The organism is Actinokineospora sp. (assembly GCF_052390155.1).
In the GTDB taxonomy this organism is placed as follows: Bacteria; Actinomycetota; Actinomycetes; order Mycobacteriales; family Pseudonocardiaceae; genus Actinokineospora.
The window spans coordinates 174,104-189,954 of record NZ_JBQTHF010000056.1 but is presented as its reverse complement, the minus strand read 5'-3'; the positions used below and the strand labels follow the sequence as shown (position 1 = coordinate 189,954).

Annotated in this window: 17 protein-coding genes; 11 read left to right on the top strand and 6 right to left on the bottom strand. The window is 71.4% G+C overall.

What is annotated here, in order from left to right:
- Positions 1 to 28 precede the first annotated feature (28 nt).
- The 6 genes from ACT4N7_RS19930 to ACT4N7_RS19905 are packed head-to-tail and all read left to right on the top strand — an operon-like array spanning position 29 to position 6,056.
- Positions 29 to 1,438, top strand: coding sequence for a 3' terminal RNA ribose 2'-O-methyltransferase Hen1 (locus ACT4N7_RS19930; RefSeq protein WP_444830283.1), 1,410 nt, complete (start codon positions 29 to 31; stop codon positions 1,436 to 1,438).
- A complete protein-coding gene (locus ACT4N7_RS19925) occupies positions 1,438 to 3,975 on the top strand; it encodes a polynucleotide kinase-phosphatase (protein ID WP_444830282.1) in 2,538 nt (845 codons plus the stop codon). The genes ACT4N7_RS19930 and ACT4N7_RS19925 overlap by 1 nt, the downstream gene beginning before the upstream one ends.
- Complete coding sequence (locus ACT4N7_RS19920; RefSeq protein WP_444830281.1) at positions 3,972 to 4,649, top strand: nucleotidyltransferase domain-containing protein; 678 nt, start codon at positions 3,972 to 3,974, stop codon at positions 4,647 to 4,649. Before ACT4N7_RS19925 ends, ACT4N7_RS19920 begins: the two co-directional genes overlap by 4 nt.
- Entirely contained in the window at positions 4,630 to 5,376 is a 747-nt protein-coding gene (locus ACT4N7_RS19915; RefSeq protein WP_444830280.1) for a nucleotidyltransferase domain-containing protein, read from the top strand. The genes ACT4N7_RS19920 and ACT4N7_RS19915 overlap by 20 nt, the downstream gene beginning before the upstream one ends.
- Positions 5,377 to 5,388: 12 nt before the next feature.
- Positions 5,389 to 5,640, top strand: a complete 252-nt coding sequence (locus ACT4N7_RS19910) for a ribbon-helix-helix domain-containing protein (protein WP_444830279.1) — start codon at positions 5,389 to 5,391, stop codon at positions 5,638 to 5,640.
- A gap of 5 nt (positions 5,641 to 5,645) precedes the next feature.
- Entirely contained in the window at positions 5,646 to 6,056 is a 411-nt protein-coding gene (locus ACT4N7_RS19905; RefSeq protein WP_444830278.1) for a type II toxin-antitoxin system VapC family toxin, read from the top strand.
- 91 nt (positions 6,057 to 6,147) lie between these two features.
- On the opposite strand, the gene ACT4N7_RS19900 is transcribed toward ACT4N7_RS19905, so the two are convergent.
- Both ACT4N7_RS19900 and mca read right to left on the bottom strand, forming a co-directional pair.
- The gene (locus tag ACT4N7_RS19900) at positions 6,148 to 6,384 is read right to left on the bottom strand and encodes a hypothetical protein (RefSeq protein ID WP_444830326.1); all 237 of its coding nucleotides are present in this window, start codon (positions 6,382 to 6,384) and stop codon (positions 6,148 to 6,150) included.
- Positions 6,385 to 6,395: 11 nt separating this feature from the next.
- A complete protein-coding gene (mca, locus tag ACT4N7_RS19895) occupies positions 6,396 to 7,277 on the bottom strand; it encodes a mycothiol conjugate amidase Mca (protein ID WP_444830325.1) in 882 nt (293 codons plus the stop codon).
- A gap of 127 nt (positions 7,278 to 7,404) precedes the next feature.
- Here mca and ACT4N7_RS19890 point away from each other — a divergent pair, with 127 nt between their 5' ends.
- Positions 7,405 to 7,845: a DUF4307 domain-containing protein gene (locus tag ACT4N7_RS19890; RefSeq protein WP_444830277.1), complete on the top strand. Its 441-nt coding sequence runs from the start codon at positions 7,405 to 7,407 to the stop codon at positions 7,843 to 7,845.
- Positions 7,846 to 8,023: 178 nt separating this feature from the next.
- Positions 8,024 to 8,518, top strand: coding sequence for a transcription elongation factor GreA (gene greA, locus ACT4N7_RS19885; protein WP_444830324.1), 495 nt, complete (start codon positions 8,024 to 8,026; stop codon positions 8,516 to 8,518).
- Between the two features lie 48 nt (positions 8,519 to 8,566).
- Here greA and ACT4N7_RS19880 read toward each other — a convergent pair whose 3' ends face one another.
- Positions 8,567 to 9,052 carry an Lrp/AsnC family transcriptional regulator gene (locus ACT4N7_RS19880; protein WP_444830276.1) on the bottom strand — a complete coding sequence of 162 codons (486 nt, stop codon included), beginning with the start codon at positions 9,050 to 9,052 and terminating at the stop codon, positions 8,567 to 8,569.
- Between the two features lie 155 nt (positions 9,053 to 9,207).
- Here ACT4N7_RS19880 and hppD point away from each other — a divergent pair, with 155 nt between their 5' ends.
- Positions 9,208 to 10,410 carry a 4-hydroxyphenylpyruvate dioxygenase gene (hppD, locus tag ACT4N7_RS19875; RefSeq protein WP_444830275.1) on the top strand — a complete coding sequence of 401 codons (1,203 nt, stop codon included), beginning with the start codon at positions 9,208 to 9,210 and terminating at the stop codon, positions 10,408 to 10,410.
- A gap of 136 nt (positions 10,411 to 10,546) precedes the next feature.
- Positions 10,547 to 10,810 (top strand): hypothetical protein, encoded by a 264-nt coding sequence (locus tag ACT4N7_RS19870; RefSeq protein ID WP_444830274.1) that lies wholly within the window; start codon positions 10,547 to 10,549, stop codon positions 10,808 to 10,810.
- An 8-nt stretch (positions 10,811 to 10,818) separates the two neighbouring features.
- On the opposite strand, the gene ACT4N7_RS19865 is transcribed toward ACT4N7_RS19870, so the two are convergent.
- From ACT4N7_RS19865 to ACT4N7_RS19855, 3 genes are all read right to left on the bottom strand, one after another.
- Entirely contained in the window at positions 10,819 to 11,976 is a 1,158-nt protein-coding gene (locus ACT4N7_RS19865) for a cystathionine gamma-synthase (RefSeq protein WP_444830273.1), read from the bottom strand.
- A gap of 114 nt (positions 11,977 to 12,090) precedes the next feature.
- On the bottom strand, positions 12,091 to 13,368 hold the full coding sequence (locus ACT4N7_RS19860) for a hypothetical protein (protein WP_444830272.1): 1,278 nt from the start codon (positions 13,366 to 13,368) through the stop codon (positions 12,091 to 12,093).
- 105 nt (positions 13,369 to 13,473) lie between these two features.
- A complete protein-coding gene (locus ACT4N7_RS19855) occupies positions 13,474 to 14,853 on the bottom strand; it encodes a cystathionine beta-synthase (RefSeq protein ID WP_444830271.1) in 1,380 nt (459 codons plus the stop codon).
- Between the two features lie 159 nt (positions 14,854 to 15,012).
- Between ACT4N7_RS19855 and ACT4N7_RS19850 the strand changes: the two genes are divergently transcribed.
- Complete coding sequence (locus ACT4N7_RS19850; RefSeq protein ID WP_444830270.1) at positions 15,013 to 15,801, top strand: SGNH/GDSL hydrolase family protein; 789 nt, start codon at positions 15,013 to 15,015, stop codon at positions 15,799 to 15,801.
- Positions 15,802 to 15,851: the final 50 nt, after the last annotated feature.

The window sequence follows — 15,851 nt, the reverse complement described above, 5'->3', positions numbered from 1 at the left end:
CGGGCGCGGAGTGCGCGACACTGCACCGGTGCTGCTGACCCTGACGACCACCCGGCCACCCGCGACCGATCTCGGCTACCTGCTGTTCAAGCATCCCGAGAAGGCGCAATCGTTCTCGACCTCGTCCGGCACAGCGCACGTGTTCTATCCCACAGCCGAACCGGGCGAGTGCACGGCCGCGTTGCTGCTGGAGGTCGACCCGATCGCCCTGGTGCGCGGCCAGGCCAACCAGGCGTTCACCCTGGGCCAGTACGTCAACGACCGCCCGTACGCCGCCGGGTCGCTGCTGGCGGTGGCGCTGGCGAGTGTGTTCCGCACCGCGATGACGGGCCGCTGCGACGCGCGCCCGGAGCTGGCGGCGAGCCCGATCCCACTGGCCGTGCGGGTGCCCGCCGCACCGTGTCGCGGCGGGGCGGCGCTCGCCGAGAAGCTGTTCGCGCCGCTGGGCTGGCGGGTCGACGCGCGGCCGATCCCGCTCGACCCGGAGTTCCCCGCCTGGGGCGACTCGCGCTACCTCGACCTGCGCCTCGACGGCGAGCTGCGGCTGGCCGACGCGCTCAAACACCTGTACGTGCTGCTGCCGGTCATGGACGACGCCAAGCACTACTGGGTGGCCGAGGACGAGGTCGACAAACTGCTGCGCGCGGGCGAGGGCTGGCTCGCCGCCCACCCCGAGCGCGACCTGATCAGCACCCGCTACCTGGCGCACCGCCGCGGCTACGTGCGCTCGGCGCTGGCGCAGCTCGCCGAGCTGGACGGGGCCGACGAGGACAGCCTCGACAACGCGCTGGCCGAGCCGGTGGTCGAGGCGAGCCCGGAGCGGCCCGAGCCGCTGGCCGTGACCCGGCGGCACGCGGTGCTGGCCGCGCTGCGCGAGGTCGGCGCGCACCGGGTGCTCGACCTGGGCTGCGGCGGCGGCGCGCTGCTGCGGGATCTGTTGGCGGACAACACTTTCACCGAGATCATCGGCACCGACGTGTCGGCGGGAGCGTTGGCCGCTGCCGCGCGGCGGCTGCGTCTGGACAGCCTGCCCGACCGCGCGCGCGACCGCATCGAGCTGCGCCAGTCGGCCCTGACCTACACCGATCCCACCCTCGCGGGCTACGACGCGGCGGTGTTGATGGAGGTCGTGGAGCACGTCGACCCGAGCAGGCTGCCCGCGCTGGAGCGGGCCGTGTTCGGCACCGCGCGGCCGACCCACGTCGTGGTCACCACGCCGAACGTGGAGTACAACGTGCGCTTCCCGACGCTGCCCGCGGGCCAGGCGCGCCACCCCGACCACCGTTTCGAGTGGACTCGGGCGGAGTTCCGCGCGTGGGCGCGGGGGGTGGCGGACCGCTGCGGCTACACCGTGCGGTATCTGCCGGTCGGGCCGGACGACCCCGAAGTGGGGCCGCCGACGCAGCTCGCCGTGTTCTCCCGGACGGGGGTGGCCTGATGGAGCTGGCGATCCCGGACATGGCGCTGGTGGTGCTGATCGGCGCCACCGGCTCGGGCAAGTCCACGTTCGCGCACAAGCACTTCGCGCCGACCCAGGTGCTGTCCAGCGACTACTTCCGCGGCCTGGTCAGCGATGACGAGAACGACCAGTCGGTGTCCGCCGACGCGTTCGAGGCGCTGCACTACATCGCGGGCAAACGGTTGCGGGCGGGCCGGATCACGGTGGTCGACGCGACGAACGTGCAGCGGGAGCCGCGCGCCGAACTGGTGGCGCTGGCCCGCGAGCACCACGTGCTGCCGGTGGCCATCGTGCTCGACGTCCCGGAGTCGGTCTGCCTACGGCGCAACGCCGAGCGGCCCGACCGGGACTTCGGCCCGCATGTGGTCAAGCGGCACCGCGCGGCGCTGCGCCGATCGCTGGGATCGTTGCAGCGCGAGGGTTTCCGCCGGGTGCACGTGCTGCACGGCGAGTCCGAAGTGGACTCGGCGCGGATCGTGGTGGAGCCGCTGCGCAACGACCTGCGCGGCGAGACCGGGCCGTTCGACATCATCGGCGACGTGCACGGCTGCCGCGCGGAGTTGGAGGAGCTGCTCGGCGAACTGGGCTACGCGATCACCCGCGACGACGCTGGTCTCGCGGTGAGCGCGAACCACCCGGAGGGCAGGCGGGCGGTGTTCGTCGGCGACCTCGTCGACCGCGGCCCGGACACCCCGGGCGTCCTGCGGCTGGCGATGGGCATGGTCGAGGCGGGCACGGCGCTCGCGGTGTGCGGCAACCACGAGCAGAAGCTGGTGCGCGCGCTGCGCGGACGCAAGGTCCGGGTGGCGCACGGTCTGGCGGAATCGCTGGCACAGCTCGGCGAGGAGTCCGCCGAGTACCGGGCGCGCGTCGAGTCCTTTTGCGACGATCTGGTCGCGCACTACCTGCTCGACGGCGGCAAGCTCGTCGTCGCGCACGCGGGGCTGCCGGAGCGCTACCACGGCCGCGCGTCCGGGCGGGTGCGCAGTTTCGCCCTGTACGGCGACACCACGGGCGAGACCGACGAGTACGGCCTGCCGGTGCGCTACCCGTGGGCCGAGGAGTATCGCGGCCGCGCGACAGTCCTGTATGGACACACACCGACGCTGGACGCCGAGTGGGTCAACGGAACCATGTGCCTGGACACGGGGTGCGTGTTCGGCGGAAAGCTGACCGCGCTGCGGTATCCCGAGCGCGAGGTGGTTTCGGTCAAGGCGCACCAGGTCTGGTACGAGCCGACCCGGCCGCTGGCACCGCCGGACCCGTTCGGCGGACGCGAGCCGAGCACCCTGGCGTTGACCGACGTCGTGGGCAGGCGGGTGGTGGACACGACCATCCAGGGCCAGGTCACCGTGCGCGGCGAGCAGGCCGCGGCGGCGCTGGAGGTGATGAGCCGGTTCGCCGTCGACCCGCGGTGGCTGCTCTACCTGCCGCCGACGATGGCGCCGACCGAGACGCACACCGAGGACGACATGCTGGAGCACCCGCGCGAGGCGTTCGCCGGGTTCCACGGCCACGGCGTGCGCGAGCTGCTGTGCGAGGAGAAGCACATGGGCTCGCGCGCGGTGCTGCTCGTGACTCGCGACGAAAGCGTTGCCCCACAACGGTTCGGCATCGACGGCGACGGCACCGTGCACACCCGAACCGGCCGCCCGTTCTTCGCCGACGCGCTCACCGCGGCGCTGCTGGCCCGGGTGCGCGCGGCCGTCACCGAAGCCGGGCTCTGGTCCGAACTGGACACCGACTGGCTGCTGTTCGACGCGGAGCTGATGCCGTGGAGCGCCAAGGCATCCGCGCTGATCACCAACCAGTACGCGACAGTCGGCGCCGCCGCCGGAGCGGCGCTCCCGGCCGCGGCGGACGTGCTCGCCGCGGCCGCCGGACGCGGCGTGGACGTGACGGACCTGTTGGCACGCACACGATCCCGGGCGGTGAACGCGGCCGACTTCCGCGCGGCCTACCGGCGCTACTGCTGGCCGACCGACGGCCTCGACGGCGTCCGGCTCGCGCCGTTCCAGGTGCTCGCCGCGCAGGGCGCGACGTTCCAGGACCGGCCGCACGCGTGGCACCTGGCCGTCGCCGACCGGCTGCGGGCCACCGACCCGGAACTGTTCGCGCCCACCCGGAACCTGGCCGTCGACACCGCCGACCCGACCTCGGTGGCGGCCGGGATCGCCTGGTGGGAAGACCTGACAGCGGCGGGCGGCGAGGGCATGGTCGTCAAACCCGCGGCCAACCTGGTGCGCGGCGACCGGGGCCTGGCACTGCCCGGCGTGAAGGTGCGCGGCCGCGAGTACCTGCGGATCATCTACGGCCCCGACTACACCGAACCCGCCAACCTGACACGGTTGCGGCAGCGCAAACTCGGCCACAAGCGCTCGCTGGCGCTGCGCGAGTACGCCCTCGGCCTGGAGGCCCTGACCCGACGTGCCAACGGCGAGCCGCTGTGGCGGGTGCACGAGTGCGTGTTCGCCGTGCTGGCACTGGAATCCGAGCCCGTGGACCCGCGGCTGTGAGCACGCTGGTCACCGAACACACCGTGCTCTCGGCCGTGGTGGGCTCGCACGCCTACGGCCTGGCCACCGAAGAGTCCGATGTGGACCGACGCGGTGTGTACGTGGCGCCGACGGCCTGGTTCTGGCGGTTCGCGAAGCCACCGTCCAGTATGGAGGGACCGGAGCCGGAGCAACTGAGCTGGGAGGTGGAGCACTTCTGCGCGCTGGCCCTCAAGGCCAATCCGTCGGTGCTGGACCTGCTGGTCAGCGAGCACGTCGAGGTGTGCACGCCGATCGGCGCCGAGCTGCGCGCGCTGCTGCCCGCGTTCCTGTCCCGCCGCGCGGCGGTGAGTTTCGAGCGGGCCACTGCGCGCCAGATCACCCGCGCCACGTCGGCGCCGGAACCCAAGTGGAAGCAGGTGATGCACTCGATCAGGATGCTCACGGTGTGCCGCACGCTGCTGACCACCGGCACCCTGGACATCCACCGCACCGACGAGCGCGACGCCCTGCTGGCCGTCCGCTCGGGCGAGGTCGCCCTCGCCGACTGCATGGCGTGGATCGAGCGACTGCGCGCGGAGATCGCGCGGGCGGCCGAGCACGGCCCGCTGCCGGAGACCCCGGACCTCGACCGCGTGCAGGACTGGCTGATCTCGGTCCGGCGGAGGGGGCTCGATGCCGATCACGGTGCCTGACCTGCGCGAGGTAGTCGCGGCGGAGCGGCTGACGCCGCTGTTCGCCACCGTGTCCGGCGCGCACCTGTACGGCTTCCCGTCCGAGGACTCCGACGTCGACCTGCGCGGGGTGCACCTGCTGCCCGCCGCTGACGTCGTGGGCCTGCGCGTCGGCCCGGACACGATCGAGCGGTCGTGGGTGCGCGATGGCGTGGAGATCGACCTGGTCACCCACGACCTGATCAAGTTCGCCCGGCTGCTGCTCACGCCGAACGGGTACGTGCTGGAGCAGTTGCTGTCCCCGCTGGTGGTGCGCACGGGGCCGGAGCACGCGGAACTGCTCGACCTCGCGCCCGGACTGCTGACGAGCAGGCACGCGCACCACTACCGGGGTTTCGCGCGTAACCAGTGGAAGCTGTTCGAGCGGACCGGCGAGATCAAGCCGCTGCTCTATACCTTCCGCGCGCTGCTCACCGGCATTCACCTGATGCGCACGGGCACCGTCGAGGCCAACCTGCCCGCCCTCGGCGGCCCGGCCTACCTCGCCGACCTGATCGCCGCGAAGCGCGCGGGCGAGCACCAGCCACTCGCCGACCCGCGCACCCGCCCGCACGCCGAGGCCGACATCGCCGAGCTGAACACGGCACTCGACGAGGCCCAGTCCGCGACCCGGCTGCCCGTGGACCCGACCGTGGGCGAGGCCATGCACACCCTCGTCGTCCGCACCCGCCTGTCTACCTACACATGATACTGTATGTGTATGTCCTTCGAAAAACGGCTGCAGATCCTCCTCGACCAGGAGCGGTACGAGCGGGTGTCCGCGCTCGCCCGCAGCCGCGGCGTGTCGGTGGCCGCCGTCATCCGCGACGCCATCGACCACGGCCTGGGCACCCCGATCGACGTGCGGTGGGCCGCCCTGGACGTGATCGTCAACGCCGAGCCCTGCCCGGTCCCCGACGACCCGGACGAGTTGGTCGCCGAGTTGCACGGGATGCGGGGCTCGCGGCGGTGATCGTGGTGGACACGACGGTGCTCGTCTACGCGGTCGGCGGCGAGCACCCGCTCAAGCAGCCCTGCCTCGACCTCATCCGGGCCCGCACCGACTCCCTCACCACGACGGCGGGCGTCCTGCAGGAGTTCGTGCACGTCCGCTCCCGGCGGCGACCGAGGTCGGACGCGGTCGAGCTGGCGTCGGCCTACCTGAAACTGTTCTCCCCGCTGCTCGACGTGCCCGAGCCCGCTGTGCACGAGGCACTGGACCTACTCGAACGCCACGAAGACCTCGGCGCGTTCGACGCCGTACTCGCCGCAACAGCGCGGCTGGCGGGCTGCACCGCCCTGGTCACCGCCGACCGCGCCTTCGAGGCAGTCGACGGCTTAACCGTCGTCTACCCGGACACCGCAGGCGTCGGCGCCCTCCTGGTCTGAGCGGAGCTGCCTACGGGGTCGAGACGAACCGGATAAGCCAGGCGGCTGGGTGTGCGGGCGAGGAATCGGTGTCCGGTTGTCGGCCTGACGCTCAGGCGGGTTTCGGGTCGTCGCCGTCCTGGGCGGGTGGGTCGTCGAAGCTGGCGGGGACGCGCTTGAGGTGCTTGGTCATCGAGCGGATCAGGAACGCGACCGCGATGAAGAACAGCACCAGGATCAGGAACCCCAGCGGCGACGACTTGCCGAAGTCCTCCCCCTGCCCACCGGGATCGGCGGGCGTCGGCGGGGGTTGGGTCTGGACCAGGACGATCGCCGTGGTGGCCGACAGATCCACCGCGATCACAGCGACACCTTCGCCGAGATCCCGGAGAACAGGTCGTCCTCGGGCAGGGTGCTGTCGACCAGGGAGCGGACCAGTTCGTACTCCTCGAACGGCCACACCGACCGCTGAATCTCCATCGGCACCGCGAACCAGCGGCTCTCCGGGTCGATCTGGGTGGCGTGCGCGAGCAGCGCCGCGTCGCGCACCTTGAAGTAGTCGGCGCACTCGATCCGGGTGGTCACCCGCTCGGAGATGTCGCCGCGCTCGGGCTTCCAGTTCTCCAGCCACTCGCCGTACGGGGACTCCAACTCGGCGGCGAGCAGCGCCTCGTGCATCGCGACCAGACGCGCGCGGGAGAAGCCGTGCGTGTAGTACAGCTTCAGCGGCGACCACGGCTCCCCGGCCTCGGGGTGCAGGTCGGGGTCGCCCGCCGCGTCGAAGGCGGCCACCGACACCTCGTGGCAGCGGATGTGGTCGGGGTGCGGGTAGCCGCCGTTCTCGTCGTAGGTGATCACGACGTGCGGCCGGAAGTCGCGAATGGCCTCGACCAGGGGCGGCACCGAGACCGCCAGCGGCACCACCGCGAAACAGCCTTCGGGCAGCGGCGGCTTCGGGTCGCCCTCGGGCAGGCCGGAGTCGACGAAGCCCAGCCAGCGGTGTTCGACGCCGAGGATCTCGGCGGCCTTGGCCATCTCCCGCTTGCGCACGGCGGGAATGTCGGCCAGCACGTCGGGGCGGTCCATCGCCGGGTTGAGGATGTCGCCGCGCTCACCGCCGGTGCAGGTGACGACCATGACCTCGTGCCCCTCGGCCACGTACTTGGCCATGGTGGCGGCGCCCTTGCTCGACTCGTCGTCCGGGTGGGCGTGCACCGCCATCAAACGCAACTTCTCGGCCATGACCTCGCTCTGCCCCCTCCTGATCCGTGGCACCGCGCGGCGCGGATACTCGACCCGGATACTCGAACGCACCGTGGTGGGTCCATTGTTCCCACCGCGCGGACCGCAGCCGTCAGGAGGCCCCCGGATGACCGTGGCCGATCGCGCCCTGCCGGAAGGCCGCTACGGAAAGCCGCGCGCGCGGCGCTCCCGGCGGACCACAGCGGTCCTGGTCGCGGCCGGGCTCGCGGCGGGCGGTGCGGTCGCCTACCTCGCGTACACCAACCTGGGCACCGCGCCGATCGAGACCGAGCGCACAGCGTTCGGCAACCTGCCGGGCAACCGCATGCAGCTCACCTTCGACGTCACGCGCACGACGCCCGAGCGGCCCGCCGTGTGCATCGTGCGGGTGCGCGGGATCGACGGGCAGGAGGGCGGGCGCAAGGAGGTCTACATCCCGCCGGGCGCGCCGTCGGTGCGAATGTCCACAGTGATCAGCAGTGCGTCCGAACCGGTGACAGCCGACGTGTTCGGCTGCTCCTATCAGGTGCCCGCCTACCTGTCCACAGTGCAGCCGCCAACGGGGTGAACTGCGGCCCCATCAGGCAGTAAATCGGACATTTCGGGCGCGATAGCACGCCTGTTCGTGCTAGAATCGTCTACCTGCACGGCCCCTAGGCGGGCCGTGTTTTTTCCATTCCGGGTGCCCGATGAAACCCGGGGCTGCCTGGCCCGAAACCACGGGCCCGGAGTACGACGAGGAGTTGGTGACCGTGAGCGACACCCAGGTGACCTGGTTGACCCAGGAGGCCTACAACCGGCTCAAGCACGAGCTCGACGAGCTGATTGAGAACCGCCCGGTCATCGCGCAGAAGATCAACACCAGCCGTGAAGAAGGCGACCTCAAAGAGAACGGCGGATACCACGCGGCCCGCGAGGAGCAGGGGCAGCAGGAGGCGCGCATCCGCCACCTGCAGGAGTTGCTGCGCGGCGCCAAGGTGGGCGAGGCACCCGCCAACGACGGAATCGCCGAACCCGGCATGGTGTTGACGGTGCGCTACCAGGGGGATGAGGACGAGGAGCGGTTCCTGCTGGCCACCCGCGAGGAGGGTGGCGAGGGCGCCCTGGAGGTGTACTCGCCGGAGTCACCGCTCGGGCGCGCGCTGCTGGGAGCCAAGGAGGGCGAGACCCGCGAGTACGAACTGCCCAACGGCAAGACCCAGAAGGTCACGCTGACCAAGGCCGTGCCCTACAGCGGCTGATCCCGGACCATGACATCGGGCTCCCCGCAGGCGGCGGGGAGCCCGATGTCATGTTCGGACCGCGCGCTCCAACAAGGGCCGCACCCGGGGCGGCACCGGGGTCGACAGCGCGATCGAGGTCGAGGTGCGGCTCACCCACTCGACGTTGACCACGCGATCGATCACCCGCTGCAGGTCGTCGTTGTCCCGGGCGACCATGCGGACCAGCAGGTCGCCCTGGCCCGTGGTGGCGTGCACCTCGCACACCTCGTCGATCGCGCGCAGCCGCTCGGCGACCTCGCCGCGCCTGCCCTGGGCGATCTCCAGCACCGCGAACGCGGTCAGCCCGAAGCCCATCGCCGCGAGGTCGAGGGCGGGCGGAAACCCGCGCAGCACGCCGCGACGTTCCAGCCGGTCCATCCTGGCCTGCACCGTGCCGCGCGCCACACCGAGCCTGCGCGAGCATTCGAGCACGCCGAGGCGCGGTTCGTCGGTGAGCAGCAGGAGCAGTCGCGCGTCCAGCGCGTCGACCTCGCCGCCTTGATCGTTCGGCACCCCGATCACCTCCTGGTCAGAGTGTCCATTTTGCCGAACCGATCCCGGTAGATGCTGGTCAAGGTGTCCAGTGTTTCAGACCAGCCTTGCACAGGATGCCCTGTCGGACACATGCTCAAGTCTACCGCGAAGGGTCAGTGACCAGGAGGTTTGCGATGACGGGGACGCTCGGGCTCAGCGAGCACGGAATGGACGAGGTGAGCTACGACCAACTCCGCCAGCTCGTCGGCCTGGTCGACTACGACGAGACCCGGGACCCGTTCCCGGTCAAGGCCATGGACGCCGTGGTCTTCGTCGTCGGCAACGCGACCCAGACCGCGCTGTTCTACCAGGCGGCGTTCGGCATGCGGCTCGTCGCCTACTCCGGCCCGGAGTGCGGCAACCGCGACCACAAGGCGTTCGTGCTGAAGTCCGGCTCGGCCCGGTTCGTCATCAAGGGCGGCGTGGCCCCCGAGAGCCCGCTGATCGAGCACCACCGCGAGCACGGTGACGGTGTCGTGGACCTCGCGCTGGAGGTTGTCGACGTCGACAAGTGCGTCGCGCACGCCCGCGCCCAGGGCGCCACCGTGCTGGACGAGCCGCACGACGTGTCCGACGAGCACGGCACCGTCCGAACCGCCGCGATCGCCACCTACGGCAAGACCCGGCACACGCTGATCGACCGCTCCCGCTACACCGGCCCGTACCTGCCCGGCTACGTCACCCGCGAGGGCACGCTCACCCGCGCGGCGGACGCGCCGAAGCGCCTGTTCCAGGCCGTCGACCACTGCGTGGGCAACGTCGAACTCGGCCGGATGGACTACTGGGTCGACTGGTACAACCGCGTCATGGGCTTCGTCAACATGGCGGAGTTCGTCGGCGACGACATCGCCACGGAGTACTCGGCGCTGATGAGCAAGGTGGTGTCCAACGGCAACCACCGGGTCAAGTTCCCGCTCAACGAGCCCGCGATCGCGAAGAAGAAGTCGCAGATCGACGAGTACCTGGAGTTCTACGGCGGCCCCGGCTGCCAGCACATCGCGCTCGCGACCAACGACATCATCAGCACCGTCACGGCCATGCGCGCCGCGGGTGTCGAGTTCCTCGACGTGCCGGAGTCCTACTACGAGGACCCGGAGTTGCGCGCCCGCATCGGCGAGGTGCGCGTGCCGATCGAGGTGCTCAAGGAACACGCCATCCTGGTCGACCGCGACGAGGACGGCTACCTGCTGCAGATCTTCACCAAGCCCATCGGCGACCGCCCCACCGTGTTCTACGAGATGATCGAGCGGCACGGCTCGCTGGGCTTCGGCAAGGGCAACTTCAAGGCGCTGTTCGAGGCGATCGAGCGCGAGCAGGAGCGGCGCGGCAACCTCTGAGACCCCGGGGGTTCGGGAACGTGGCTCCTGCCCGCTTCGGCGGCAGGAGCCACACTCAGCAGTCCCTCAGGTAAGCGCGCAGCCGGACGGGTACCCTCGGCGACGGGCGGATATTCGGGCGTGGGGAGACAGCGGCATGGCCTTCGGCACACGGATGGCGGGTGTTGGCCCGCTGGCGGGCGCCGTGCTCGCCGCGATGGCGCTGGCCGGTGTCGCGGTCTTCACGGTGCACACCGCGGGCTGCGCCGACGCGGGTGCGTACATCCAGCGCGGCGACCAGGTCGAACTCGTCGGCGGCTGCGTCGACGCGGCCGACCTGCCCGCCGCACCCGGCTCCGACACCGCCCCGGCGGCCGACCCGGGTGCGGGCATCGACCGGTTCCGCCAGGTCAGCCCCTGACCAACCCGTCAGCCGAGGGCGTCCAGGAGGTCACGGACCAGGTCGGTGCTGTCCTCGATGCCCACCGACAGGCGCACGATGTCGCCCGCGATCTGCAGCGGTGAGCCGGTGGTGCTGGCGTGCGTCATCTTGCCGGGGTGTTCGATCAGCGACTCGATGCCGCCGAGGGACTCGCCCAGGATGAACAGCTTGGTGCGCGCGGCGAGCGCGAGGGCCGCCTGTTCGCCGCCCACGACGGAGAACGACACCATCCCACCCGAGCGGCGCATCTGCTTGGCCGCGATCTCGTGGCCGGGGTGGTCGACCAGGCCCGGGTAGTAGACCTTGGTGACCTTGCGGTGACCCAACAGCGCTTCGACAACGCGCTCGGCGTTGTCGCTGTGCTTCTCCATGCGCAGGGCCAGCGTCTTCGCGCCGCGCAGCACCAGCCACGAGTCGAACGGGCTGGGGACGGCGCCGGTGGCGTTGCGCAGGAAGGCGAACTGCTCGTTCAACGTCGGGTCGGAGGTGATGAGGGCGCCGCCGACGACATCGGAGTGGCCGCCGAGGTACTTGGTGGTGGAGTGCAGCACCACGTCGGCGCCGAGGCCGAGCGGGGACTGTAGGTACGGGGTGGCGAAGGTGTTGTCGATGACCAGCTTCGCGCCCGCTTCGGCGGCGACGGCGGCCAGCGCGGCGATGTCGGCGATGCCGAGCAGCGGGTTGGTCGGGGTCTCGGACCAGATGACCTTGGTGGTGGGCCGCACCGCGGCACGCGCGGCCGCCGGGTCGGCCAGGTCCACCGAGGTGTACTCGACGCCCCAGAGGGAGAGGACCTTGTCGAGCAGGCGGAAGGTGCCGCCGTAGGCGTCGCTGCCGAGGATGACGTGGTCGCCGGGACGGGTCATCGAGCGGAGCGCGATGTCGGCGGCGGCCATGCCGGAGGCGAAAGCCAGACCGTGTTTGCCACCCTCAAGCGAGGCCAGTGCCTGCTCCAGCGCGGTCCGGGTGGGGTTCGCCGTACGGGAGTATTCGTAGCCCCCCTCGCGCACGCCGCCGACACCGTCCTGGGCGAAGGTGGAGGTCGCGTAGATCGGGACGATCACCGCGCCGGTGCGCGGGTCGGGGTCCTGCCCCGCGTGGATCGCCCTGGTCTCGAAGCCCCACCGGGCGCTGTCATCTGCCATGACTTCAGGTTACGGCCATGACGAAAGCCCGCCGGCATATGGGACGGTTTCATACCCGGGGAATAACGGCGGTGGCCCCGGCCATCGGCCGGGGCCACCCCTTCGACTATCCGATCACCACTGCTGCGGCGGCGGCTGACCGCCGGGCGGCGGCTGCTGTCCGTAGCCACCCGGCTGGCCGTAACCGGGCGGGGGCTGCTGGCCGTAGCCCTGCTGCGGCTGGCCGTAGCCCTGCTGCGGGGGCTGCCCGAACCCTTGCTGCGGCTGCCCGAAACCCTGCTGCGCCGGCTGCCCGAAGCCCTGCTGGGGCTGGCCGAAACCCTGCTGCGGCTGGCCACCGGCGGGCGGGCCGCCGAAGCCGCCGAGCCCGCCGCCGCCCAGCGGCGGTCCGGCGAACAAGAACTGCTTGGTCTGCGGGAAGAACGCCAGCGCACCGGCACCCGCGATGAGCAGGCCGAACAGCAGCGGGGTGACGACCTCGCCTGCGAAGGAATAGGTCGCGCCGAGCAGGATCGACGAGATCACCAGCAGGGCGCCACCGCCGAGCACCACGAAGTGCGCGAAGTTGGTCTTCTTGAGGAACAGCAGCACCGCGCCCGCGATCGCGCCGACACCGCCGACAATCTGCAGCAGCGAGAAGAGGACTCCCGCACCGCCGCTGGGCGCCACGCTTTCACACTGGTCGCGGAAAGTACCGGTCAACCCGGCACAGACGTCACCGATGCTGGCGAAGTCCGACAGCAGCGAGATGCCCATGATCGCGGCGATCAGGCCGAGCAGGGCGACCACGCCCTGCACGATCATGGCGATCATGGCGGTGTTGTTGCCCGGGCCGCCGAAGGTCGGCGCGGCACCGAGGCCGCCCTGCTGGGCGAACCCGCCGTGCTGCGGCGGCGGGTACCCGCCCGGCTGCTGGCCGAAGCCCTGCTGCTGCGGCGGCTGTCCCGGGAATCCGCCCGGCGGCGGCCCGTAGCCCGGCTGACCGTAGGGCTGGCCGGGCTGCTGGCCGAAGCCACCGGGCGGCGGCGCCTGCTGCTGCTCGCCCGGCGGGGCGTACGGCGGACCCTGCGGGACGGTGCCGGGCGGCACCATCTGGGTCGCCTCACCGCCGCCGCCCGGGCGCACCACCTGGGTGCGGTCGGAGCCGTCGTCCTCCTGGCCGGGCACGGGCTGACCAGGCCGAATCGCCTGGGTGCGCTCGACGCCGTCGGCGCCCACGTTGTCGCCGGACGGCGGCGCGTACTGCTGCTGGCCCTGCTCGGGCGGCGGTGCGGGGTAGCCGGGCTGCTGGCCGTACTGCGGCTGCCCCTGCTGCTCCTGATTGGGCTGCCCAGGCCATTGCTGGGGCTGGCCGCCCTGCCACGGCTGGTTCGGCGGCTGCGGAGCGCTCATCGGGTTTCCCACCCCTTTTGACCTGGAATGTCATCTTGCATCGCGGGTAACGCTATCGGATCAGCCATGGGGGTGCCGGAATCGACTCGATTCCCGCGCGCCAAATTATTTGCCCGCGAGGAAGCCGAGCAGGTCCTGCCTGGTCACCACGCCCGCGGGCTTGCCGTCGAGCAGCACGAGGGCGCCGTCCGCCGCGGACAGCGCGATCATCGCCGCGCTCACCTGCTCCCCCGCGCCGATGGTCGGCAGTGGCCCGGACATGTGCCGGTCGAGCCGGTCGGCCAGGGCGGCCTTGCCCGCGAACAGGGCATCGAGCAGGTCGCGCTCGTTGACCGCGCCGACGACCTCGGCGGCCATCACCGGCGGCTCCGCGTTGACCACCGGCATCTGGCTCACGCCGAACTCGCGCAGCACGGCGACGGCCTCGGCGACGGTCTCGCCGGGGTGGCCGTGGATGAACGCCGGGAGGTTGAGCCCGGAGCTGCTCTTGCGCCGCAGCACGTCGCCGACGGTGGCGCCGGAGTGCTCGGGCGGCAGGAAGCCGTACTGGGCCATCCAGGAGTCGTTGAACACCTTGGACAGGTAGCCGCGCCCGCCGTCGGGCAGCAGCACGACCACCACGTCGTCGGGGCCGAGCCGCTCGGCCAGGCGCAGCGCGGCGGCCGCAGCCATGCCGCAGGAGCCGCCGACCAGCAGACCCTCCTCGCGGGCGAGCCTGCGGGTGATGTCGAAGGACTCCTTGTCGGTCACCGCGATGATCTCGTCGGCCACCGTGCGGTCGTAGGTCTCGGGCCAGAAGTCCTCGCCGACGCCCTCGACCAGGTAGGGCCTGCCCGAACCGCCGGAGTACACCGAGCCCTCGGGGTCGGCGCCGATCACCTGGACGCGGCCGTCGGAGACATCCTTGAGATAGCGGCCGGTGCCGGAGATCGTGCCGCCGGTGCCCACGCCCGCCACGAAGTGCGTGATCCGGCCGTCCGTCTGACGCCACAGCTCCGGGCCGGTCGTGTGATAGTGGCTCGCCGGGTTCTCCGGGTTGGCGTACTGGTTGGGCTTCCAGGCGCCGTCGATCTCGGTGACGAGCCGGTCGGAGACGTTGTAGTACGACTCCGGGTGTTCCGGGGCGACGGCTGTCGGGCACACGACAACCTCGGCGCCGTATGCCTTGAGCACGTTGCGCTTGTCCTCGCTGACCTTGTCGGGGCAGACGAAGACGCACTTGTAGTCCTTGCGCTGGGCGACCAGGGCCAGGCCGACGCCGGTGTTGCCGGAGGTCGGCTCGACGATGGTGCCGCCGGCGCGCAACTCGCCCGACCGCTCGGCCGCCTCGACCATCCGCAGCGCGATGCGGTCCTTGACGCTGCCGCCGGGGTTGAAGTACTCGATCTTCGCCAGCACCAGCGGGGCCAACCCCGCCGCGACGGAGTTCAGTTTCACCAGCGGCGTGTCGCCGACGAGATCGATGATGTGCTCGACGTACTCCACCGGGGGACTCCTTTTGGGTTTTCTCACGTCGTGGACCAGTCGCCACCTTATCCGGCCAGACGTATCCGAACGTGTGGTGACCAGCTCTTTAGGTAACGGGGAACCGGGAGTGTGTGCGATACGTCCATAGGCATCACCACGCGCGGAGGGAGGACGGCGATGGTCGGGTTTCGAGGTTTGCGGGTGCTCGCGGTGGCCGCGGGGTCGGTCGGCGGGCTGTCCGGCGCGGCCTACGGGCTGCTCAACACGCAGTCGCGGCAGGCGCGCACGGTCATCGGCGTGCCGCGTGAGCTGCCCTTCGTCGCGGACGGGGTGTTCGCGCCCGCCTCGTCGGGTCCGCCGTTGACCTTCGCGGTGTTCGGCGACTCCATCGCGGCGGGCCTGGGCGCGGAGTCGCCGGACGGGCTACCCGGGGTGCGGCTCGCCCGCGAACTCGCGGCGGCGTCGGGCGGCCCCGTGCGCCTGGTCACCTACGCGGTCAGCGGCTCGCGCACGACCGATCTGGTGCCGCAGGTGGACGCGGCGCTGCGGACACCGCCGGACGTGGCGCTGATCATGATCGGCGGCAACGACGTGACCGCCAGGATACGGATCCGCACCTCCGCCGCGCTGCTCGCCGCGCAGGTGCGCAGGCTGACCGACGCGGGCACCGCCGTGGTCGTCGGCACCTGTCCCGACCTGGGCGCGATCCGGCCGATCCCGCAGCCGCTGCGCGCGGTGGCGCGACGCTGGAGCCTCGCACTGGCCCGGGCGCAGACGCGCGAGCTGGCGCGCACCGAGGCCACCTCGGTACCGCTGGCGGCGCTGCTGTCGCCGCGGTTCATGGCCGACCCGGACGAGCTGTTCAGCCCGGACCGGTTCCACCCCAACGGCGCCGGGTATGCCCTGGCCGCCGAGGTCGTCCTCGCCCCGCTGTGCGCCGCCGCCAGGGTGCGGACAATGGCCTGAGCCGCGGCGTTCCAGCGCGTGACCCGGGTGATTACCTGCAGGTAACCTCC

Bases quoted from the DNA above. Each gene is read 5' to 3' on its own strand.
- ACT4N7_RS19925 (WP_444830282.1), top strand. From the start codon at position 1,438: ATGGAGCTGGCGATCCCGGACATGGCGCTGGTGGTGCTGATCGGCGCC.
- ACT4N7_RS19915 (WP_444830280.1), top strand. From the start codon at position 4,630: ATGCCGATCACGGTGCCTGACCTGCGCGAGGTAGTCGCGGCGGAGCGG.
- ACT4N7_RS19890 (WP_444830277.1), top strand. From the start codon at position 7,405: ATGACCGTGGCCGATCGCGCCCTGCCGGAAGGCCGCTACGGAAAGCCG.
- ACT4N7_RS19850 (WP_444830270.1), top strand. From the start codon at position 15,013: ATGGTCGGGTTTCGAGGTTTGCGGGTGCTCGCGGTGGCCGCGGGGTCG.
- mca (WP_444830325.1), bottom strand. From the start codon at position 7,277: ATGGCCGAGAAGTTGCGTTTGATGGCGGTGCACGCCCACCCGGACGAC.
- ACT4N7_RS19910 (WP_444830279.1), top strand. From the start codon at position 5,389: ATGTCCTTCGAAAAACGGCTGCAGATCCTCCTCGACCAGGAGCGGTAC.
- hppD (WP_444830275.1), top strand. From the start codon at position 9,208: ATGACGGGGACGCTCGGGCTCAGCGAGCACGGAATGGACGAGGTGAGC.
- ACT4N7_RS19860 (WP_444830272.1), bottom strand. From the start codon at position 13,368: ATGAGCGCTCCGCAGCCGCCGAACCAGCCGTGGCAGGGCGGCCAGCCC.
- ACT4N7_RS19870 (WP_444830274.1), top strand. From the start codon at position 10,547: ATGGCCTTCGGCACACGGATGGCGGGTGTTGGCCCGCTGGCGGGCGCC.
- ACT4N7_RS19865 (WP_444830273.1), bottom strand. From the start codon at position 11,976: ATGGCAGATGACAGCGCCCGGTGGGGCTTCGAGACCAGGGCGATCCAC.